This window comes from Mesorhizobium sp. CNPSo 4684 (assembly GCF_057784315.1).
Genome location: NZ_JBWLUX010000020.1, coordinates 70444 through 92183, shown reverse-complemented (window position 1 = coordinate 92183; position 21740 = coordinate 70444). Strand labels below are relative to the sequence as shown.

19 protein-coding genes are annotated in these 21740 nt (G+C 62.6%); 5 read left to right on the top strand and 14 right to left on the bottom strand.

Annotation, left to right across the window (positions count from 1 at the left end; translation table 11 throughout):
* Positions 1 to 197 precede the first annotated feature (197 nt).
* The gene (locus AC04SG_RS19845) at positions 198 to 1277 is read right to left on the bottom strand and encodes a trypsin-like serine peptidase (protein WP_488552426.1); all 1080 of its coding nucleotides are present in this window, start codon (positions 1275 to 1277) and stop codon (positions 198 to 200) included.
* A 400-nt stretch (positions 1278 to 1677) separates the two neighbouring features.
* On the opposite strand from AC04SG_RS19845, the gene AC04SG_RS19840 reads away from it, so the two are divergent.
* Positions 1678 to 2769, top strand: coding sequence for a S1 family serine peptidase (locus AC04SG_RS19840; protein ID WP_488552425.1), 1092 nt, complete (start codon positions 1678 to 1680; stop codon positions 2767 to 2769).
* A gap of 84 nt (positions 2770 to 2853) precedes the next feature.
* On the opposite strand, the gene mgrA is transcribed toward AC04SG_RS19840, so the two are convergent.
* From mgrA to AC04SG_RS19805, 7 genes are all read right to left on the bottom strand, one after another.
* Positions 2854 to 3900, bottom strand: a complete 1047-nt coding sequence (gene mgrA, locus AC04SG_RS19835; RefSeq protein ID WP_352585650.1) for an L-glyceraldehyde 3-phosphate reductase — start codon at positions 3898 to 3900, stop codon at positions 2854 to 2856.
* A 57-nt stretch (positions 3901 to 3957) separates the two neighbouring features.
* A complete protein-coding gene (locus AC04SG_RS19830; RefSeq protein ID WP_488552424.1) occupies positions 3958 to 5100 on the bottom strand; it encodes a Gfo/Idh/MocA family protein in 1143 nt (380 codons plus the stop codon).
* A gap of 11 nt (positions 5101 to 5111) precedes the next feature.
* Positions 5112 to 5858 (bottom strand): sugar phosphate isomerase/epimerase family protein, encoded by a 747-nt coding sequence (locus AC04SG_RS19825; RefSeq protein ID WP_488552423.1) that lies wholly within the window; start codon positions 5856 to 5858, stop codon positions 5112 to 5114.
* 77 nt (positions 5859 to 5935) lie between these two features.
* Entirely contained in the window at positions 5936 to 7027 is a 1092-nt protein-coding gene (locus AC04SG_RS19820) for an ABC transporter ATP-binding protein (RefSeq protein ID WP_352559707.1), read from the bottom strand.
* A gap of 5 nt (positions 7028 to 7032) precedes the next feature.
* Complete coding sequence (locus AC04SG_RS19815; RefSeq protein ID WP_488552422.1) at positions 7033 to 7965, bottom strand: carbohydrate ABC transporter permease; 933 nt, start codon at positions 7963 to 7965, stop codon at positions 7033 to 7035.
* A complete protein-coding gene (locus tag AC04SG_RS19810; RefSeq protein WP_488552449.1) occupies positions 7962 to 8852 on the bottom strand; it encodes a carbohydrate ABC transporter permease in 891 nt (296 codons plus the stop codon). Before AC04SG_RS19810 ends, AC04SG_RS19815 begins: the two co-directional genes overlap by 4 nt.
* 173 nt (positions 8853 to 9025) lie before the next feature.
* Positions 9026 to 10282 carry an ABC transporter substrate-binding protein gene (locus AC04SG_RS19805; RefSeq protein WP_488552421.1) on the bottom strand — a complete coding sequence of 419 codons (1257 nt, stop codon included), beginning with the start codon at positions 10280 to 10282 and terminating at the stop codon, positions 9026 to 9028.
* A 395-nt stretch (positions 10283 to 10677) separates the two neighbouring features.
* Here AC04SG_RS19805 and AC04SG_RS19800 point away from each other — a divergent pair, with 395 nt between their 5' ends.
* A complete protein-coding gene (locus AC04SG_RS19800; protein ID WP_477343848.1) occupies positions 10678 to 11721 on the top strand; it encodes a LacI family transcriptional regulator in 1044 nt (347 codons plus the stop codon).
* An 11-nt stretch (positions 11722 to 11732) separates the two neighbouring features.
* Here the strand turns inward: AC04SG_RS19800 and gndA are convergent, their stop codons facing one another.
* The 6 genes from gndA to AC04SG_RS19770 form a co-directional block, all read right to left on the bottom strand.
* Complete coding sequence (gene gndA, locus AC04SG_RS19795; protein WP_488552420.1) at positions 11733 to 13160, bottom strand: NADP-dependent phosphogluconate dehydrogenase; 1428 nt, start codon at positions 13158 to 13160, stop codon at positions 11733 to 11735.
* A gap of 151 nt (positions 13161 to 13311) precedes the next feature.
* Entirely contained in the window at positions 13312 to 14934 is a 1623-nt protein-coding gene (locus AC04SG_RS19790) for a copper resistance CopC/CopD family protein (RefSeq protein ID WP_488552419.1), read from the bottom strand.
* Positions 14935 to 14987: 53 nt separating this feature from the next.
* On the bottom strand, positions 14988 to 15506 hold the full coding sequence (locus AC04SG_RS19785) for a YcnI family copper-binding membrane protein (RefSeq protein WP_488552418.1): 519 nt from the start codon (positions 15504 to 15506) through the stop codon (positions 14988 to 14990).
* Between the two features lie 36 nt (positions 15507 to 15542).
* Positions 15543 to 16028, bottom strand: coding sequence for a copper chaperone PCu(A)C (locus AC04SG_RS19780; RefSeq protein ID WP_488552417.1), 486 nt, complete (start codon positions 16026 to 16028; stop codon positions 15543 to 15545).
* Between the two features lie 101 nt (positions 16029 to 16129).
* Complete coding sequence (locus tag AC04SG_RS19775) at positions 16130 to 16486, bottom strand: DUF2946 family protein (RefSeq protein WP_488552416.1); 357 nt, start codon at positions 16484 to 16486, stop codon at positions 16130 to 16132.
* Between the two features lie 118 nt (positions 16487 to 16604).
* The gene (locus tag AC04SG_RS19770; protein ID WP_488552415.1) at positions 16605 to 17504 is read right to left on the bottom strand and encodes a GntR family transcriptional regulator; all 900 of its coding nucleotides are present in this window, start codon (positions 17502 to 17504) and stop codon (positions 16605 to 16607) included.
* A 259-nt stretch (positions 17505 to 17763) separates the two neighbouring features.
* Here AC04SG_RS19770 and AC04SG_RS19765 point away from each other — a divergent pair, with 259 nt between their 5' ends.
* The 3 genes from AC04SG_RS19765 (at position 17764) to AC04SG_RS19755 (ending at position 21607) form a co-directional block, all read left to right on the top strand.
* Positions 17764 to 19269, top strand: a complete 1506-nt coding sequence (locus tag AC04SG_RS19765) for a UxaA family hydrolase (RefSeq protein ID WP_488552414.1) — start codon at positions 17764 to 17766, stop codon at positions 19267 to 19269.
* Positions 19270 to 19325: 56 nt separating this feature from the next.
* On the top strand, positions 19326 to 20324 hold the full coding sequence (locus tag AC04SG_RS19760; protein WP_488552413.1) for an aldo/keto reductase: 999 nt from the start codon (positions 19326 to 19328) through the stop codon (positions 20322 to 20324).
* A gap of 290 nt (positions 20325 to 20614) precedes the next feature.
* On the top strand, positions 20615 to 21607 hold the full coding sequence (locus AC04SG_RS19755) for an ABC transporter substrate-binding protein (protein WP_192259213.1): 993 nt from the start codon (positions 20615 to 20617) through the stop codon (positions 21605 to 21607).
* Positions 21608 to 21740 lie beyond the last annotated feature (133 nt).

The window sequence follows — 21740 nt, the reverse complement described above, 5'->3', positions numbered from 1 at the left end:
ACGGCCGCCATCACCCTGACCCCGAAGATCATTCCTGCCCGCGCCATCCTTCCCAACCCTTGGATCGCCTGGCGTAAGCGCCGCCGCAAAACTGTGCAAGGGAGCGATTTCGATGCAAAAAACGGCGACGGGAAGGGTCCCGTCGCCGGTTTGGTACTGCCGGTTCTCGCCGCTGTTTGCCGGCGAAAGATCGGGTCTTATTTGTACAGGCTGTTGATCCACTGCACGTTGGCGGCGTTCAGGCGCACGGCGGTGTTGGCATTCGGGCTTTCAGCCACGTTTACGCCGGTGACGACGCGCTGCTTGGCGCCATTGTCATAGGCGTAGACCGAGCTGCCGCTCGACCCCGGATAGGTGTCGCAGTCGTATTGGAAATACTCCATACCGATGTTTTCGGCGTGCACCTCGCAGGTCGCCTTCCACATCGTGCCCATCGGCTTGTCACCGGGATAGCCGATGATGTTGGCGGTGAAATCGCCGAGATCCTCATAGTTGGCATAGCCCAGCCAGCCGAGATTGGTGCCGATATCCTGCTTCAGCGTGATGATGCCGAGGTCCCACGGAATGACCGAGCCGTAGTAGCCCTGATAATTGTCGATGAAGCCCTGAAGGATGTAGACGCTCTCATAGGAGAAAGCGCCGAACGGTGCATCGTCTGCGGTGTTGCCGTTGAGCGACGGCACGAAGATGACGTCGTCGAGCCAGGCCTTGTCTTCATTGCTGTAGAGGCAATGCGCGGCGGTGAGCACCGTGCGCGGACCGATCAAGGTCCCGGAGCAGCTGCCATAACCGCTCTTGGCTTTGCCTTCGATATAGCCGATCGCGGTGAACGGGTAGGTCTTGGTGTTCTTGATCTGCTCGCGGTCGTCTGCCCCGAACACCTGGCGGCCGGCTTCGTCGCCGCCCGTCAGCCCCGTCTTGTCGGCATTCGGTGCGTTGGCCGGCGCATTCAGTTCCTTGATGACAAGGTCCTTCAGCGTCTCGCCGGCATCGATCTTGATGTCCTTGCCATCCGAGGAACGGCCGACGATGCCATAGGATTTGACCGCCGTTGCCTCGTCGGTCAGCGGCGCTGCCCGGCTGGCTTCGTCTTCGGTCAGCTTCGGCGGCGCGATCGGTTTTGCCCGGCCAGGCTGGTAGTCGCCCGTCCCGACATCGCGCATGCTTTCGCCGTTGCCGGCATTCGCGGAGCCGGGATCGGCGGCGAAGGCGGGCATCGCCCACAGTGCGGTGGATAGCAATGCGGACGCAATGATAGTGCTTGTCAGTTTTGTCATGGTGAGACTCTCCCAAAAGTCAGCAAGGAGTGGATCAAAATACAGAAATATTGTCGAGATCGTGGTGGCGTTAAAAAGTCAGTTTGGTTACCCGCCCGTGTCGGATCATCGTTCCGAACGGCCTCGTTAAAGTCCTCCGCCAAACACATCCGCGTCGATATACTGCCTAAAATAATCCAACATTGGCAATGACAAATCGCTCCCACGTAGCCCGTGGGGGGCTATAGGGTTTGGGTGGGCTCTGCCCGACGGGCACGATTAGCAAAAGTGGTGTTTCGGTTTTATGACCGCTCGCGCGCCGTTCGATATGGCGCAAGATGCGAGCGGCGTACCGGTTCGCCCAGGCTGATTTTGCGCTAGCTTGGCATCGCCCGCCAATTTTCATTCAGGAGGTTTCAAGGTGAACATTTTCCATCGGTTCAGGCCGCTCGCCGCTGCATCGCTGTTGGGCATCGCGGCTGCTTTTCCCGCCGTCAACGCGCTGCAGGCGGCTGACGCCGCGGTCAGGCCGGAAGCGGCGGTCTCGCCGATGCAACGCGTCGCCGAAGCCAGGGACAAGGCCAAGGCTGAGAACCCCGACGGCGCCGACCGCGTCTATGGCGGCAAGGAAGCCGACAAGGGCGCCTATCCATTCCAGGTCGCGCTGCTGACCACCGCCCGGCTGGATCCCAGCCCGGCCTCACAGCCGAATGCGCAATTCTGCGGCGGCAGCCTGATCGCGCCGCAATGGGTGCTGACAGCGGCGCACTGCCTCAACGACAAGGGCCGGCCGATTTCGCCCGAGACGGTGACCGTGCTAACCGGCGCCACCGATCTCACCGAAGGCAAGCGCTACAAGGTGGTCGAGGTCATCGTCAACGAGAACTACAGCGAACAGACACTGGACAATGATCTCGGCCTGCTCCGGCTGGCCGAGCCGGCTGACGCACCGGTCATCAAGATCACCAATGAGCCGACGCCTGACAGCGGCAAGACCACTGTGATCGGCTGGGGCAAGATGCAGGACGGGACTTTCCCGACCGCGCTGATGGTCGCCGATCTCGATCTCGAGCCGAGCGCTGCCTGCAACAGCGGCATCAAGTCGATCTATGCACGCGACCTCAAGGCGGCGCTCAGCGACCTCTCGCACCGCATGCGTTATTCGGAAAAGGGCATCGATGCCGCTGCCGATGCGATTGCCGCCGACATGTCGGATCCGCTGACCAACAACATGATCTGCGCCGGCACCGACAGCGGCGAACGCGACGCCTGCAACGGCGACAGCGGCGGGCCGCTGTTCATGACCGGCGCCGACGGTCCGGTCCAGGTCGGCGTCGTCAGCTGGGGCGAAGGTCCGTCCGACGGCACCGCCGCCTGCGGCCACAAGAACGCCTACGGCATCTACACGCGGCTGGCCAACTACACCGGCTGGATCGAAGCCAAGATGAAGACCCTCGCTCCGGCCCCCGCGGCAGCGCCCAAGGCTGGTCTCGGCACCGCCAAGAAGCCCTGAGGCAAGAACGGTTCATCGTCTCATGAAAATGCAAAACGGCGGGATCCTCCCGCCGTTTTGATTCGTATCGTTTGCCGGCTGTGCTTACTTCCTCGGCGGGCCTTTGCGCTCCGCCGAAGCCGCCCACAGATTGATGTCGGACTCGCGCGCGTAAGTGTCGATCTCGGCGAGCTCGGCGTCGCTGAACTCGAGCACCTTGAGCGCACCGACGCAGTCCTCGACCTGTTCAGGCCGGCTGGCGCCGATCAGCGCCGAGGTCACCCGGCCCTTGCGCAGCACCCAGGCCAGCGCCATTTGCGCCAGCGTCTGGCCACGCTTGCCGGCGATCGCGTTCAGCGCCTTGATGTTGGCGATGGTCTTGTCGTTGATGAAGGCGGGACGCAGCGACTTGCCTTGGGCAGCGCGGCTGCCCTCGGGGATGCCGCCGAGATATTTGTCGGTCAGCATGCCTTGCGCCAGCGGCGAGAACACGATCGAGCCGACGCCGAGCCCTTCCAGCGTATCGAGCAGCCCGTCCTCTTCGACCCAGCGGTTGAGCATTGAATAGCTCGGCTGATGGATGATGCAGGGCGTGCCGAGCTGCTTCAAGATGTCGGCCGCCTCGCGCGTGCGCTGCGAATTGTAGGACGAGATGCCGGCATAGAGCGCCTTGCCCGAACGCACCGCATGATCGAGCGCGCCCATCGTTTCTTCCAGCGGCGTATCCGGGTCGAAGCGATGCGAATAGAAGATGTCGACATAGTCGAGCCCCATCCGCTTCAGGCTCTGGTCGAGGCTGGCCAGCACATATTTTCGGCTGCCCCATTCGCCGTAAGGACCGGCCCACATCTCGTAACCCGCCTTGGTCGAGATGATCAGCTCGTCGCGATAGCCGGCGAAATCGGTGCGCAATATGTCGCCGAAGGCGATCTCGGCCGAGCCGGGCGGCGGGCCGTAATTGTTGGCGAGATCGAAATGGGTGATGCCGAGATCGAAGGCCTTGCGCGCAATCGCCTGCTTGGTCTTGTGCGGCGTGTCGTTGCCGAAATTGTGCCACAGGCCGAGCGAGATCGCCGGCAGCTTCAGGCCGGATCGCCCGCACCTGTTATAGACCATTTTCTCATAGCGGTTTTCAGCCGGCTGCCAGCGCATGGGTACATATCCTGGATTGAATGGGTGTCGGCGCGAGCGCGCCGACACCCTTCTACCTCATTTCTTCTTCGCCAACAGCCCTTTTGCGTCCTTGACGCCGAGTGCAGCCGGCCGCTCGCAGGTCGTCTGCATGGCGACGAACTTGCCGGTCTCGCCCGACCGCAACAGCCCGGTCATGACGTCGACCGCATGCAGTGCCAGTTCCATCGAGCAGCGGTGCGGCCGGCCCTCGGCGATTGCCAGCGCCATGTCGGCAAGGCCTGCGGTGCGGTAATTGGCCATCATGCCCTGCCCGTGCATTTCGTTCGGCACGCCGAACGGATGCTTCCATTTCGGCAGTTTCTTCACCGGCTTGGTAGCCTCGGTGATGCGCACGTCGCCGCCGAAGAAATTCGGATCCGGCACATAGACCGTACCCGCCTCGCCATAGAGTTCCATCGGCGCATGACCGTGGGCCCAAACGTCCCAACTGGTGTTGAGCGTGATCACCGCGCCATTCTCGAACTCGAGCAGGCCGTGGATGGTCGTCGGCGTGTTGACCGGGATCCTTTCTCCCGCACGCGGCTTTGAGCTGATGGTGCGTTCCTTGGCAGGGGTCGTCGCAACGGCCGCCACCTGTTTTACCGGGCCGATCAACTGGATCAGGTTGGTGATGTAATACGGTCCGATGTCGAGCACCGGACCCGCACCCGGCTGGAAGAAGAAATCCGGATTGGGGTGCCAGTGCTCCATGCCGTGACCCATGACGTGGCAGGTGCCGCTGGTGATCTTGCCCAGCGTGCCATTGTCGATGAGGTTGCGCGCCAGCTGGTGCGCGCCGCCGAGGAAAGTGTCCGGGGCCGAGCCGATGCGCAGACCCTTCTTCTCGGCGCGGCTCTTCAGGTCGAGCCCTTCCTTGATCGACAGCACGAACGGCTTTTCCGAATAGACATGCTTGCCGGCGTCGAGGATCTGCTTCGACACCTCGTAATGCACCGCTGGGATGGTCAGGTTGACGATGATGTCGATCTCGTCGTCCTTGAGCAGTTCGTCGACAGTTTCGGCGCGCAGCTTGAACTCTTTCGCCCGTGCCTTCGCCGCGTCCATGTTGATGTCGGCGCAAGCGCGCATCTCGATGCCGCGAAACAGCGGCGCCAGCGAGAAATACGCCTTCGAGATGTTGCCGCAGCCGATGACGCCGATACCCAGTTTCTTTGCCATGATGATTGTTCCTAGTAAGCCTTGACGGAAGCGAGCGAGCGGCTGGCGAAGCGCTCGATGTCGTTGGGGTTGTCCTGTTCCATGACGTAATATTTGGCCGCGCTCTTGGCGCGCAGTGTCTTGATCAGGCCGGCCCAGTCAATGGTGCCGTGGCCGACATCGGCCCAACCATCCTCGTCAAGCCCTTCGCCTGCTTTGGCCATGTCCTTGACATGGACGGCGCTGATGCGTTTGCCGTGCTTTTCGATCCAGGGCAGCGGATCGACGCCGCCGCGGATCACCCAGGCGACGTCCATCTCCCAGCCAATGTCCGGTGCGGCCGACAGGATGTGGTCCTGCGGCACCGAACCGTCGGCGAGCTTCTTGAACTCGAAATCATGGTTGTGCCAGGCAAAGCCGTAACCGGCCTTTTTTGCGGTTTCGCCGACCTTGGCAAGGCGCTCGCCAAAGCCGCGCCAGCCGGCGGAATCGGCCGGCCGTTGTTCGGCCATGAGATAGGGGCAGATGACCAGCGTGATGCCGAGCGCGTCGGCCGTTTTGCGCACGCCGTCGAAATCGTTCTCCAGCGCATCGATCGAGAAATGCCCGGTCGGCATCGCAAGCCCGTTCTTGTCGAGCTCGGCGCGGAACGCCTTGGGGTCGTCATAGACGCCGCCGAAGCCTTCGACTTCCTTGTAGCCGACCTTGCCCAGCATTTTGAGGATGCCGTCCCAGGGCAGAAAATTGCGGGCGCTGTAGAGTTGGAATGACCAGTTCATCGTCTTTATCCGTTTCTTGGTTGGTTACGTCTTGGGGGATCGTTCTTGGGGGATGTGATTGGGATGATTTTCAAAAATTACAGCCGATTGCCGGTCGCCGCGTCGAACAGCGAGGCGCGCGCCGGATCGAAACCGAACTGGACCGGATCGCCGCTGCGCAGCGTCCGTTCCGCCTCGACGCGGAACGAAAGGTTGCGGCCGCCGAGCTTGGTCCACACCAGCGTGTCGGAACCCATCGGCTCGACGATCTCGACGGAACCGCTGGCGGAAAACGGCATCGACTTCGCCGCGTCACCGAAGGCGATGTGTTCGGGCCGGATGCCGAGCACGCAAGCGCCGGTGGGGCGCTCCGTACCGTCAAAGGCATAGCGCTCAAGCGGCACCGAAACACCGTCCGTCTTGAACGTCGGACCGGCCTCCAGTTCCCCTTCGAGGAAATTCATCGCCGGCGAGCCGAGAAAGCCGGCGACAAAGCGGTTGACCGGCCGGTTGTAGATCGTCTGCGGCGCGTCGAGCTGCTGAATGACGCCGCCGCGCATGACGGCGATGCGATCGGCCAAAGTCATCGCCTCGATCTGGTCGTGGGTGACATAGATCATCGTGTTCTGCAGCTTGCGGTGCAGAAGCTTGATTTCGACGCGCAGTTCCGAGCGCAGCTTGGCGTCTAGATTGGACAGCGGCTCGTCGAACAGGAAGACGTCGACGTCACGCACCAGCGCCCGCCCGATCGCCACGCGCTGGCGCTGGCCGCCGGACAATGCCGCCGGCTTGCGCTGCAGCAGCGGCTCGATCTGCAGGATCTCTGCGGCGCGCGCGATGCGCTTGGCGATCTCGTCCCTGGGCACGCCGGCAACGCGCAGGCCGAAGGACAGGTTCTTCTCCACCGTCATTTGCGGGTAGAGCGCATAGGACTGGAACACCATGCCGATGCCGCGGTCCTTTGGCTCTTCCCAGGTGACGTTCTTGCCCTTGATGAAGATGCGGCCATCGGAAATGTCGAGCAGCCCGGCGATGCAGTTGAGCAAGGTCGACTTGCCGCAGCCGGACGGGCCGAGCAGCACGACAAATTCCCCTTCGGCGACATCGAGATTCAGCGTGTGCAGCACGGACACCGCGCCGAAACTCAACGACAAATCCTGGATCGATACGCTGGTGCCGTTCTGCGCCATATCCACTAGCCTTTCACCGCGCCGGCGGCGATGCCGCGCACGAACCACCGTCCGGAGACGAAATAGATGATCAGAGGGACCGCCGCCGTCAGAATGGTGGCCGCCATGTTGACATTGTATTCCCTCACGCCCGTCGTGGTGTTGACGATGTTGTTGAGCTGCACCGTCATCGGCCAGTTGGGCCGCCCGGCAAACACGACACCGAACAGGAAGTCGTTCCAGATGCCGGTGACCTGCAGGATAACGGCGACGACAGTGATCGGCACCGACATCGGCAGCATGATGTAGAAGAAGATGCGCCAGAAACCCGCACCGTCGACGCGCGCTGCCTTGAACAGCTCGACCGGTATCGCCGCGTAGAAATTGCGGAACAGCAACGTCAGGATGGGCATTCCGAAGATCGTGTGCACGATGATTATACCAGGCAGCGACGCGAACAGCCCGACCGAGCTCAGGCCGATGATCAACGGATAGATCACCACCTGATAGGGCACGAAGGCGCCAAACACGAGCAGGCCGAAGAGCAGGTTGGCGCCCTTGTAAGGCCAGAAGGTCAGCGCGTAACCATTGATCGACGCGCAGATGATCGAGATGACCACGCTAGGCAGGGTGATCTTCACCGAATTGTAAAAGCCTGGGCTGAGACCGTTGCAGTCGCGGCCGGTGCAGGCATGCAGCCAGGCATCGGCCCAGGGCTGAAAGGTCGGCTCGCCCGGAAGGTTGAAAAGATGTCCCAGCCTGATCTCCGGCATCCCCTTCAGCGAGGTGACAATCATGATGTAGACCGGGATGAGGAAGAAGAGAGCCGCCACGACCAGGAAGGCATAAAGGCCGATGCGGCCGGCCGATATCTGTCGCGGTTTCGGCCCGAAGGGCTGCGCGGCCTGGTCCGCGGCTTCTTGCGTAGGCTGAATTGTGGTGATCTGGCCGGCGGTCATGTGATCGCTTCCCGATTTCGCCGCCATAGTATGATTCCGCCGAAGGCCAGCACGACCAGGACCGGCAGCAGCATCATCGTTGCCGCAGCCATGCCTTGGCCGACGTTCTGGCGCACAGTGATGAGCTGGATGACGTAGACTGCCGGCATGGACGTGGCGATGCCGGGACCGCCGCCGGTCATGGCGATCACCAGGTCGTAGACGCGCACCACGCTTACGCACTGGAGAACGAAGGCAGTGGCGAACGCGCCCTTCATCATCGGCGCCACGATGGAAAGGTGCGTGCGCCAGGTCGGGATGCCGTCGACCCTCGCCGCTTTCCAGATATCCTCGTCAACGCCGCGCAGGCCGGCAAGCAGGATCGCCATCGTCACGCCCGAGCCCTGCCAGATGCCCGCCACGACCAGCGCGTATATTGCGGTCTCGGCATCGACCAGCGGAGCGAAACTGAAGCTCGACCAGCCCAAATTGCGGAGCGCCGCCTGCAGGCCGAGGTTGGGGTCGAGCACCCATTGCCAAACCAGCCCGGTGACGATCAGCGACATGGCGAATGGATACAGGAAGATCGAGCGGAACAGGTCTTCCTGGCGGATGCGCTGGTCCATGAAAACGGCAAGCAGGTAGCCGAACACCATGTTGCAGGTGATGGACATCAGGCCGAAGAACCATATGTTGTTGACCGAGACGAGCCAGCGGCTATCGGCCCAAAGGCGCCTGTATTGCGCCAGACCAACGAAATCGTAGGTGGGGAAGAGCTTGGAGCTGGTGAACGACCATAGCACTGAGAAGCCGATTCCGATCACGAACACGCCGACGGCGACGAGAATCATCGGTATCGTCCCGATGACGGCGGGCAGGTGAAATCTGCGCCTCCAGCTCTTCTGCATCGTCATTCTTTCTCCGCTTCAGCCGACACTCGGGGGCAGTCTGCCGACGTGAACGTCAGCGCTGTCCGAACCACCGGGCTCGGACCACTGCTGCTTCCCGTCCTGCGATTGTCTGCCCGTAGGCCACAGAGGCGCCGCCGCAAAGGGCGGCGCCTCTGTGTACTGATCGGCTCCTAGTCGGAATTGCCGATGACGGTAGCGAACTTCGCAGTGGCGTCGTCAGCTGTCATGGAGTCGTCCGCGAAGTATTGCGCGACGAGCTCATTGATCTGCTGGTTCGTGTTCTCTGTGATGAACCGGTTCGTCGCCGTGACGATGTTGGCCGGGTCTTCCACCGCTTTCAGTGACTTCTGCATGCACGGGTCGGCCGTCGACATGTCGACATCGGCCCGCACGGGCATCGACCCCTTGGCGTTGTTGAAGGCGACCTGCACCTCCGGGCTGATGAGGAGCGCCGCAAGACGCTTCTGCGCGGCTTCGACGTCTGGATTGTTCTGCTTGAAGAAAACGATGATGTCGCCGTCGGTGCTGACCACCGGCTTGGCCTCGTTCAGGCCGATCATGCAGCCGAAATCCTTGACGCCGGTCATGCCGGCGGCCGCGAATTCGCCGCGCGCCCAGTCGCCCATCACCTGAAGTCCGGCCTTGCCGGTGATCACCAAATTGGTGGTGTCGTTCCAGTTGCGGTTGGCGTAGCCGTTGTCGGTGAACTGCTTCAGGGCCCTCAACTGCGTGAAGACGCCTTTCATCTCGGGGCTGCCGGCAATTTCGGCGCTCTTCTTGGTATACATCTCGTCACGCTTGGCGACACCGAGAGCCTCGGTAACCATGTCCTGGAAGAGCAACTGGATCTGCCAGCCGTTTCCATCGCCGCCGATGGCGAAGGGAATGAAGCCTGCCTCCTTGATCTTGGGCGCCGCCGCGATGAAATCGGCCATGTTCTTCGGCTCCGGCACACCCGCTTTCTCGAACACCGGCTTGGAGTACCAGGCCCAGTAGTTCGAATGAATGTTGACCGGAACGCACCACCAGTGACCGTCAACGAGGCAGGCGCTGCCGATCGCCTTCGGGCGAATGATCTGGTCCCATTTGCCGGCGGTCGCGACATCCGTGAGGTCGAGCAGTTTCCCGCCCGAGATCAGTTCCTCGTACTGCCGTCCGGGATTGAATTGAGCCGCACCAGGCGGATCGCCGCCGAGCACGCGCTGCATAACGGTCGAGCGGGCGGTTTCGCCCAGGGCAATCGCGCTGTCCACCCACTTGTCGCCATGGCCGTCATTGTCGAAGGCCTTTGCGAACTGCGAGACCGCCGCCGACTCGCCCTTCGACGTCCACCAGTGGATAACCTCCAGGTCCGCGGCCCTGGCCTGGCCGGCAAATTGCAACGCGGCCGTCGCGGCAAAGGCAGCGGTCAAAAGTTTATAGCGCATTTCGGTTCCTCCCAGAATCTGAAACGTTACAGATTTTCGATACGGCAATTGTGCGGTGCGCGCAACCCCTCGACGTAAGCTGGTTTGATATTTTTTCGAGACGCGAACAAATTCCTTGCGCGTAAGTCGGCAAATCCAGAACAAAACCCGCTGCTGCGCTGCAAAATCATGCTGCAGTGCAAGAAATTCACCCTAGGCCTCGTTTTCTCGCGTGGCTTCGGCCCGGTCCGAAAACACTACCGGCACCATGAATTAGGGGGCCTGCGGTGGCAAGATTGGCAATCTGTAACGTTTCAGTATACTGACGCTCAACGAGTGAACCGCCGTGCCACATCGTCATGGAAGCGATTGTCGGCAGAGCCGGCGGCTGCTATGCCCCTGACGGGGCGGGACGAATGGACAGGGACCAGACGGACAAGGACGACGAGGCGTCGGCGCATGAGCGCCCGACGTTGAAGACGCTTGCCTTCATGACCGGGCTCGGCGTCACCACCGTCTCGCGTGCGTTGAAGGATGCGCCCGAGATCGGCGCCGAGACCAGGCGGCGCGTCCAGCTCGTCGCCAGGCAGATCGGTTACCGGCCAAACCGTGCCGGCGTGCGCCTGCGGACCGGCAAGACCAATGTCATCAGCCTCGTGCTCAACACCGAGCGCGAGATCATGAGCTTTGTCTCGGACATAATCTACGGTGTCTCGGAGGTCATTGCCGACACGCCCTATCACCTGATCGTCACGCCCTATTCGCGCTCGCAGGATCCGCTGGATCCGGTGAAGTATCTGGTCGAGACGGGATCGGCCGACGGCGTCATCATTTCGCGCACGCAGCCCAATGACCCACGCGCCCGCTACATGCTGGAGCGCGGCATTCCCTTTGCCACGCATGGCCGCACCGATATGGGGCTCGTCCACCCCTATCATGACTTCGACAATTACGCCTTCGCCGCCGAGGCGGTTCGCCATCTGGCCGGCATCGGCCGGCGCCGGCTGGCGCTGGTGACACCGCCTGTGGGGCTCACCTATTACGGCCACACGGTGAACGGCTTTGTCGATGCGCTGGGCGAGGTCGACGCCAGCGAAGTGCCGTTCAACACCGTTTCAATCGACCAGTCGATCGATCAGATCAGGACGCGGACTGCCCAGCTGATGCGCCGGGAGGTCAGGCCGGACGGCTTCGTCAGCAGCGCCGCCGCCGCGACGCTGGCCGTCGTCGCCGGAATCGAGGATGCCGGCCTGAAACTCGGCCGCGACGTCGATGTGGTTTCGAAACAGTCGTCGGAACTGCTGCATTTGTTCCGCCGGGAGTTGCTGATCGTCAACGAAGACTTCCGCCTCGCGGGCACCGAGCTTGCCCGCGCCGTGCTGGGCTGGATAGGCGGCGCGGCACCGGGCTCTTTGCAGACCGTGGTCAAGCCAGGCGACGTGGTCGCCTATCAAAGCTGACTGGCACGACTCTACCCAGCAGCACCGCTGCCCCACGGTCCATGGAAAGCCCCCTGCTCGCCGATGCGCTCGAAGCCATGCGCACCGAAGAAATCGCGCTGCGCCTGGATCAGGTTTGAGGTACCGCGGCCCTGGCGGTAGCTGTCGAAATAGGCGAGCGCCGACGCCAGAGCCGGGACCGGCGAGCCGGCCTCGGAAGCCTTGGCGACGATGCGCCGGAGCGACGGATGCGCCTCCTGCATCATGGCGATGAAGGCCGGCGCCATCAGGAGGTTGGTGGCAGCGCCGCCGGAGCCGAAGGCTTCCGCCATCGTGTCGAGCATCTGCGAGCGGATGATGCAGCCGGCGCGCCAGATCTTGGCGATGGTCGGCATCGGCAGGTTCCAGTTAAACTCCTTCGAGGCGCCGCTCATCACCGCGAAACCTTGCGCATAGGCGGCGATCTTGCCGGCGAGCAACGCCAGCTCCAGGTCTTTCAGAAGTGCCGTCTTGTCGCCGGAGATCCTGGTCACGCCGATATTGCCATAGGCCTTTTCCGCAGCCTGGCGCTCATCCTTGATCGACGACAGCACGCGTGCCGCCACCGCTGCTTCGATCGCCGTCGCCGGAATGCCGAGCTGCTGCGCCTCGATGACCGACCATTTACCGGTGCCTTTCTGGCCGGCGCGGTCGAGGATGATGTCGACCACCGGCTTGCCGGTCTTCGGATCGTCGGCGGCCAGCACCTTGGCGGTGATCTCGATCAGGTACGAATCGAGCCGGCCCTTGTTCCAGTCTTCGAAGACCTTGTCGATCTCCTTCGGCCCCATGCCGAGGCCGTCACGCAAAATGCCGTAGATCTCGGCGATCATTTGCATGTCGGCGTATTCGATGCCGTTGTGGATGGTTTTCACGAAATGCCCGGCGCCATCAGTGCCGAGCCAGGCAGCGCACGGTTCGGCCTTGAATTTGGCCGAGATCGCGGTCAGCACGCTTTCGACGCGCTTCCAGGATTCTTCGGTGCCGCCGACCATGATCGACGGCCCGTGCCGCGCGCCTTCCTCGCCGCCGGACACACCCATGCCGATGAAGGTCAGGCCCGAGCCCGACAATTCGGAAAAGCGCCGCATCGTATCGCGGAAATTGGCGTTGCCGGCATCGATGACGATGTCGTTGGCCGACAGCACGCCGCGCAGCGCTTCGATCTGCTCGTCGACCGGCTTGCCGGCCAGCACCATGATGATGATCGGACGCGGCGGCCGGATGGCTTCGGCGAGTTCCTCGAGGCTGTAGCAGGGCACTACCATGTCCCTGAGTGCACCGGCGCTTTCGAGGAAGGCATCCGTGCGCGCCTTGGTGCGGTTGAAGACGGCGATGCGGTGCCCGTGCTCGGCAATGTTGAGCGCCAGGTTGGAGCCCATCGTGCCAAGGCCGATCAGGCCGATTTCGGCTTTTTCCATCGTTTCTTCCCTGTTTTCGAATTTTGTTTGTTTGAGCCCGCGATTTGCGGGGATGATTGACGGCCCTTTCGGGCCGCGTCAACCGCCTCGCCGATTTGTGTTGGGTGGATTGTCTCGCCCAACTCGCGCGGTGCCGTATGGCAGTCCGGCTTTACGGCCGGATATCGATCGGCGCCTCTATCTTCACGATGTCGAAGTCCGAAACCAAAATGTCGAGCCGCGCCGTCCAGCGGCCGGGTACCGGGATGACGAGATTGTCGACCCGCCAGGTGCCGTCGCCGGGTTTGGTTGCCGGCCGTTTTATCGGCTCGATGCTGGAATCGGGCTTGGACAGCACCAGCGTCACTTCCTTGGCGTCGAGCGGTCCGAAATCCCCGTCCATGATGACGATGGAGGCAGCAACCTGTCCGGCATGGCCGGGCGTGATGTCGATGTCGGCCATCGCCTTCAGCGTGTGGATATGGGTCGATGTCGGCTGCGCCGCGGCGATCGCCAGCGCCCGTGGCGGCGGCGTGAAGCGCCAGCCGGCGGCAACGCCGAAGATCAGGAGCACGATCAGCATTTCGACTGAGATCGAGCGGCTGAGCCGTCGCCGCACCTCCGTCGCTCCGGCCTCGGCCAAGGCGGTGAGCCGCCATCGATTGACCGCTGCCAGCGTGAACAGAAACACCAGTAGCGCCAGCTTGATCAGCAGCAGCCGGCCATAGGCGGTGTTGACCAGTGCCGCCGGAGTCTGCACCTGGATGATAGCGAGCACGATGCCGGCAACAGCCAGCACCGCCACCACAGGCATGATCGTGCGTGAAAACCGCCGCAGAAACACGCCGGCGTCGGCCGATTGTCGGTTCAGCGCCAGGCCGAGCGGCAGCAGCGCCCCGGCCCAGAAGGCGATGCCGGTGCCGTGCAGGAACATCATCGGCCGCGTCAGCCATTGCGGTTCGACCGCACTGGCATGGCCGCTGGCGGCAAGGGCTGCGCCGACACCCACAAGTCCGGCGAGCGCCAGCGGCCTGGCGCCGGCGCGCGGCCCGACCAGCGACAAAAGACCAAGCCCAAGCGCCGCCAGCGAAATCAGCACCGTCCAGCCGAAGCTGGTGCCGAGTCCGGTCCGCCAGACCACCGGTTGCGCCAGCCGGGCGAGCGGTGCGCCCAGCGCATTCAGCCCCTGGAACCCGAGCGACAGCGGGGCGGCTACCAGACCGCAGAGGATTGCGGCAATGACGAAACGCTGGCCTGAGTGCACACCTTGCGCCAGCCATGTCAGCGCGAAGGCGCCGCCGACGCCGAGGAAAAGCCCGATGTAGAGAAGAACCTTGCCGGTCCAGATCGCCGACCACAGATCCATGTCGACGGCCTCCGCCACTGCCGGCGCCGCGCTTGGCGCGCCGACGGAAAACAGCACCGAGCCCGCGACCGGATGGCCATCGGCGGAAATCACCCGCCAGCTCAAGACATGTGTGCCCGGCTCGAGTTTTTGCGGATTGTCGATCGCGACCGTCTGGTCGTTGAGCCGGAACGAGGTCAGCGCAACAGGCGTACCGTCGGGCCGGACTAGGGCCAGCACCAGCGGCGACACGGGCTCGCTGAAGGTCAGCGAAAATTGCGTCGGCGTTTGCGCAAGCACAGCGCCGTCGGACGGGTCGGCCTTGATCAGTGCCGCATGGGCAAAGGCCTGGTTTGGCGTGGCGAGGACGGCAAGAAGCAGGATCGTGGCCAGCAGGCCGAAGCACCTGCCGACTGTCCGTTCTATCCGCTGGAAACAGGCCACGCTCATGCCATCCACCAAAACAGTGGCGCGCCGCTTCGAAGCAGCGCGCCGCCAATGCATCACTTCTTGGGCAGCAGGTTGAGGCCGGGCGCCGGATCTTCCAGCGCATCTTCATCCTGGCCAGCAGCCGGAATCTCTATCCAACGCGTAGTGGCGCCATCGCATTCCTGCACCACCGGAAAATAGAGTTTTTGGCCGACCGGCAGATCGGCGGCCAGCGTGCCGCGGAAGACGAATTCGTCGTAAAATTCATCCGGCAGGCTGCCGCCGCTCCAGTCGACTTCCTTGACGCCCGACGTCACCGCCTCGCCATAGAGCTGATAGGATTTCTCGTATTTGCCGTTCTTGACCTGCAGCGTCCAGCCGGGCTTCGGCATCGGCTTCACCGCGATCACCCCTTCCGGGATCTGCACGCGCACGGCAATCGTCGCCTTGCCGTCGCAGCCATGCGGCACCCGCAGCACGGCCTTGTAGGTCGAGCCGACCGCGGCCTCCTGCGTTTCAAGCGTGATATGGGCGAAGGCGGCACTCGTCCCCAGGACAAGGAATACAGCGGCCGGCAAAAGATACTTGTTCATGATGGTCCCTCTCGAAAATCGGTTGGCAATAATTGGTCAGTCGTTGTCTTCCTGAGGCGGTGCGCTGCCTATGGCTTGCACGGCAAACTCGACAGTCACCGCTCCAGCTTTCTCGAAGGTCAGCGTGGCGGCAAACATCTGGCCCTCCTTGGGCGGCTGCTTCAGATCCATGAACATTATGTGGTAAGCGCCGGGTCCCAGCGTCACCTTGCCGCCCGCCGGGATGTCCAGGCCACCTTCGACCGGGCGCATGGTCATGACGCCATCCTTCACCCCCATTTCATGCAATTCGGCCTTTGCCGAAATGTCGGAGGCAATCGACAGCAGCCGGTCCGGCGCGCTGCCCTTGTTGACGATGGTGAAATAGCCGCCGGCGACCTTGGCGCCGGCCGGCGTGGCGCGCGACCAGGGATGCTCGATCTCGATGTCACCGACCTTGAACTCATGCGCGAAGGCGAAATGGGCGCCGCCTGCGAATACAAGTGCAAAGGCGAGCGCGGCGGCACGAAGAAAATGGGGCATGGGTAGGCTCCATGAATATGAGGTCGCGCCGTTTCCGGTCGCGAACGATATCGGTCATTGGATGATTGTCATTCGCGCAGGTTACGCGAGATGCCGCAGTTTCAGGCCGTAACCGGCGGCGCGCGCGGATTGGCCGGAGAACGCTCGCGTGTGAAATCGAGATGCCTGGTTATCGGAACGACAAAGGAAACAGTCTCGAAGGACAGGCTGACCTGGACCAGGCCGACATCGGGCGGCGGCGCATAGGCAACCGAGGCCATGCTGCAGCCAAGCATGCAGCATGCCGGCATATGCTGCTGGTGCGGATCGCCTCCGGGAAGCTGGACCGCTCCCTCATGGGTGCAGATGACGTTGCCGAAGGCGTCGAGCTGCGAGGCATCCGGCGCCGTGCCGAAGGCAAAGGCGCCGAGCGTCGACTGGAGCAGCAATACACAAGCCGCGACAAACGCGGCCGTCATGCTCCATCTTTGGCGCCGGATGTTCAAATACCTGCCTCTTCACGCAGCAACGGCAGATACCTAGCACGCGTTACGTGGCCGGAAAATCGCCAAATCATCGCTGCGGCAACGCGGCGCGTTAAGAAGCGATCCGACCGATTTCCGGAATCGAGGTCAGCAACGTGTTGCGCGCCGACTTCAGATGTTTGCGGCAGGCGGCATCGACCTTGCCGAGATCGCGCGATTTCAGGGCTACGATATAGGCCAGATGCTCGCCAACCGCGACTTCGTTGCGCTCGCGCTCCTGCGCCTTGTTCCACTGGTAGTGGTAGTGGAAGATCATGGCGATGACGTCGTAGAAATCGACGATGAAGCGATTGTGCGAGGCGCGGTGGATCAGCCGGTGAAAGCGCTCGTCAAGCTCCGAGAATTCGTTGAAGCGGGTGGCGATCTCGCTGGCCAGTAGCCGGTGCTCGTCCTCCAGGCGGTCGAGATCGGCCCACACCGGGCTGTCTTGCGGCAGCGCCGCAAAGGCCGCCGCCGAGCGTATCTCGAACATCTCGCGGATTTCGGTGAGTTCGAGCGCGAAGGCGCGCGTAAAGCCTTTCAGCACCCAATGGCTGTTGCGTCGCTTCTCGATCAGGCCGAAGCGGGAGAATCGGATCAGGAATTCGCGCACGCTGGTGGTGCCAACACCGATCTCGCGCGCCAGCTCTAGCTCGTTGATCTGCATGCCGGCCTCGGCGCCGCCGACGAGCAGCCTGCGCATGAACGAGCGCTCGATGATCTGAGCCAGCGTGTCGGTCTCTTCCTCGGGGAAGAAATCGTCAGGCTTCGGCGCCCTGAGCACCGTTTTGTTGCGCTTGTTCCAGGCGATCAGCCCGGTCTCTTCCATGCGCGCCAGGATGGTGCGCACCGTGGTGCGGCTGACCCCAAGCAAAGTGCCAAGCTCCGGCTCCGACGGCAGGCTCTGCGTTTCATCGAGCAGCCGCAGACCCCTGTTGTAAGCGTCCTTGTAGACGTTGTTGCTCTTCGACATCCCTGGCCCGTTGCGCGCCGGCGCTTGCTGTGGCTGGCTTGAAGCGCGATATCACTATGTCCTAGCGCATGACCCGGCAAAGCAAAACGCTTTGCGTGTCAGACGCGGCTCCCTACAAGCCACGCGTCCATCGGATGCATGGTCTCCTCCTGAAAAAACAATTGACGCACAAATGTTTTTTCCCGATAAAAGACATTATATGGAAACAGACGCGTGTCAATCCGCGCATCCCCCCAGGAACAGACCCAGGAAACTGCCCGTGAACGCCTCGAAAAGCATTCTTCTGTCCCCCGCCGACAATGTCGCGGTCGCCAATGGCCGCATCGAGATCGGCACCGCCCTGCCCGGCGGCGCCGTCGCCACGGCCTTGATTGAGCCCGGCCACAAGGTGGCGATCAAGCCTATCGCCGCCGGCGAGGCGGTGGTCAAGTATGCCCAGGCCATTGGCCGTGCCACGCAGGACATCGCGCCCGGCGACCATGTCCATTCGCACAATCTGGTTTTCGAGAGCGGCCGCCTGCCGGTGGTGCCGCCGAGCGAGGCCGTGCACGCGACGGAAGCCGATCGTGCCCGCACCTTCATGGGCTATCGCCGCGCCGACGGCCGCGCCGGCACCCGCAACTTCATCGGCATCATTGCCAGCGTCAATTGCTCGGCCACCGTCTGCCATGCCATTGCCGACGAAGCCAACCGCACGCTCTTGCCGAAATATCCGGGGATCGACGGCTTCGTACCGATCGTCCATGGCCAGGGCTGCGGTATGAGCGCCACCGGCGATGGCATGATGGTGTTGCATCGCACGCTCGCCGGCTATACCCGCCATCCGAATTTCGGCGGCGTGCTGATGGTCGGTCTCGGCTGCGAGGTCAACCAGCTCACCCTTTACGGCCAGAAGGGTGCGGCCGCCGGAAAACGCCATTTCAACATCCAGGACGCCGGCGGCTCGCGCAAATCGGTGGAGAAGGCGATGGGCGTGCTCGCCGAGATCGCCGAGGAAGTCGGCACATTGCAGCGTGAGCCGATCCCGGTCAGCGAGATCGTTGTCGGCCTGCAATGTGGTGGCTCCGACGGCATGTCGGGCATCACGGCCAATCCAGCACTTGGTGCGGCCGTCGACATCCTGGCCGGCGTCGGCGGCATCGGCATCCTGTCCGAGACGACGGAGATCTATGGCGCCGAGCATCTGCTCGCCTATCGCGCGGCAACGCCGGAGATCGCCAAGAAGCTCGACGGTTTCGTCAAATGGTGGGAGGACCACGTCGCCAAGCATGGTGCCTCGATCGACAACAACCCTTCGCCCGGCAACAAGCGCGGCGGCCTGACCACCATTCTGGAGAAGTCGCTGGGTGCGGTCGCCAAGGGCGGCCAGACGCCGCTCAACGGCGTCTTCGGCTATGCCGAGAAGGTCACCGGCAGCGGCCTGGTGTTCATGGACACGCCCGGCTACGATCCGGTCTCGGCGACCGGCCAAGTGGCGGGCGGCGCCAACATCATCGTCTTCACCACCGGCCGCGGCTCCTGCTTCGGCTGCCGGCCGACGCCGTCGATCAAGGTCGCCACCAACTCGACCATGTACCACCAGATGGAAGAGGACATGGACGTCAATTGCGGCGTCATCGCCTCGGGTGAAAAGACCATCGCCGGCATGGGCCGTGAGCTCTTCGAACTGATCGTCGAGACGGCGTCGGGCCGCAAGACCAAGAGCGAGGCGTTCGGCTACGGCGACAACGAATTCGTGCCGTGGCACCTCGGCGCAACACTCTAAAACACTGACCAAAAAACTACGGGCTGCAAAAGTGAGTCCGCAAGGGGAGGCTTTGGATGGACAAACGCCGCATCGGCACGACTGCGCTCGAGGTCACCGAGATAAGCTTCGGCGGGGCGGCGATCGGCGGCCTCTACCGGGCCTGCCCGCGCGAGGCGGCGATGGAGACGCTGCAGACCGCCTGGGAAGCCGGCTTGCGCTATTTCGACACCGCGCCCTTCTATGGCTTCGGCCTGTCGGAACGGCGGACCGGTGATTTCCTGCGCTACAAGCCGCGAGACTCCTATGTTCTGTCGACCAAGGTCGGGCGCCTGTTTCACCCCGTGCCGGAAGATCAGGTTCCCGATCATTCCTACGTCGACCCGCTGCCTTTCGCGCTCGACTACGACTATTCCTATGACGGCATCATGCGCTCGGTCGAGTTCTCCTATGCGCGGCTCGGGCTAAACCGGATAGACATCCTGTTTGTTCACGACATCGGCACCTACACGCATGGTGTCGAGAAGACGAAAGTGCATTTTCGCCAGCTGATGGATGGCGGCTTGAAGGCTCTGGAAGAGCTGAAATCGTCCGGCGTCATTTCCGCCTATGGGCTCGGCGTCAACGAGGTGCAAATCTGTCTCGACGTGCTGCGCGAAGCCCCGCTCGACTGCATCCTGCTCGCCAGCCGTTATTCGCTGCTCGATCGCTCGGCCGAGGCCGACCTTTTGCCGCTCTGCCGGCAGCGGCAGATTTCGCTGATCATAGGCGGCGTCTTCAACTCCGGCATCCTGGCGACCGGCCCCGTACATGGCGCGCATTTCGACTATGCGCCGGCGACGGAGGACATCTTGGAGCGCGTCGGCGCGATGGAGAAAATCGCCACCGAGGGTGGCTATCCGCTGGCGGCGGCCGCGCTGCAGTTCCCGTTGTACGAACCGGTCGTGGCCAGCGTACTGACCGGAACAGCCAAAGCCGCCAATCTGACACGCAATCTCGACCTGTTCGACATCGAGGTGCCGCAAACGGAATTCGCAAAATATGCTCCTTACACCGTCGTTCAGGAACTCGGATGACGACGATCGCGTGATTCTCAAGAAAGAATGAACATTCCATATTGACTAGATGATGGAATTAATATTCCATCAAGGAGGGTCGGGAGCGTCTGGACGTGGCATTGAGGATCGGCAAGGAGGCTTCTCCGCCGAGCCATGCGCAGGCTGATATGAAACACCGCTTGCGTCGACTGGATCGATGCACTATCAAAAAGCGGTAACTGTTTTTTATTGATAAAGTTCTGTTTGGGCCGCGCCTATCCGAATGGAGCTTCCGTAACCTTCACCGGGCGATCTAGGGAGGAACCCTCATGAAGTTTGTGACCAGCATTCTCAACCGCCGCTCACTCGTCGCGCTCGCTGCCGCCTCGATGCTTGCCGGTGCGCTGCACACGGCGCCGGCTTCGGCGGCGGATGTGACCATTCCGATCATCGTCAAGGACACCACGTCCTTCTATTGGCAGATCGTTCTGGCCGGCGCCCGCAAGGCCGGCAAGGACCTCGGCGTCAACGTGCCGGAACTCGGCGCCCAGGCTGAGACGGACGTCAACGGCCAGATCTCGATCCTCGAGAACGCCGTTGCCGGCAACCCGGCTGCCGTCGTCATCGCCCCGACCGAGGCCAAGGCGCTCGGCAAGCCGATCGACGAGGCCGCCACCAAGGTCAAGGTCATCGGCATCGACTCCGGCGCCGACTCCAAGGCCTTCACCTCGTTCCTGACCACCGACAACGTCCAGGGCGGCCGCGTCGCAGCTGACGGTCTTGCCGCTGCCATCGGCGCCGCCAATGGTGGCAAGGTCGAGGGCAAGGTTGCACTGATCACCGCACTGCCCGGCGCCGGCTCGCTCGAACAGCGCGCACAGGGCTTCAAGGAACAGCTCAAGGCCAAATATCCAGGCCTTGAACTGGTCGCCGACAAGTATGCCGACGGCCAGGCCACCACCGGCCTTAACATCGCCACCGACCTGATCACCGCCAATCCGGACCTCAAGGGCATCTTCGCGTCCAACCTGATTATGGCGCAGGGCGTCGGCCAGGCGATCGCCGAGAACAACCTTGCCGGTAAGGTGGGGCTGATCGGCTTCGACAGCGACGAGAAGCTGATCAAGTTCCTCAATGACGGCGTCATCTCCGGCCTCGTCGTCCAGGACCCCTACCGGATGGGCTATGACGGCATCAAGACCGCACTCGCCGCCTCGAAGGGCGAGAAGGTCGAAGCCAATGTCGACACCGGCGCCAATCTGGTGACCAAGGCCAACATGAAAGAGCCGAAGATCGACGCGCTGCTCAACCCGAAACTCTGAGCCGCATCCATCTCGAAAAATTGTTTCCGGGGCTCCTCGCGCGCCCCGGAAACATCCCGCAAGCTGCCATAACCGGCTTGGAAATTCATGCGCTTGGGCTAGGCTGTTTTTGAGGCGTGTCCATGCCACGCCA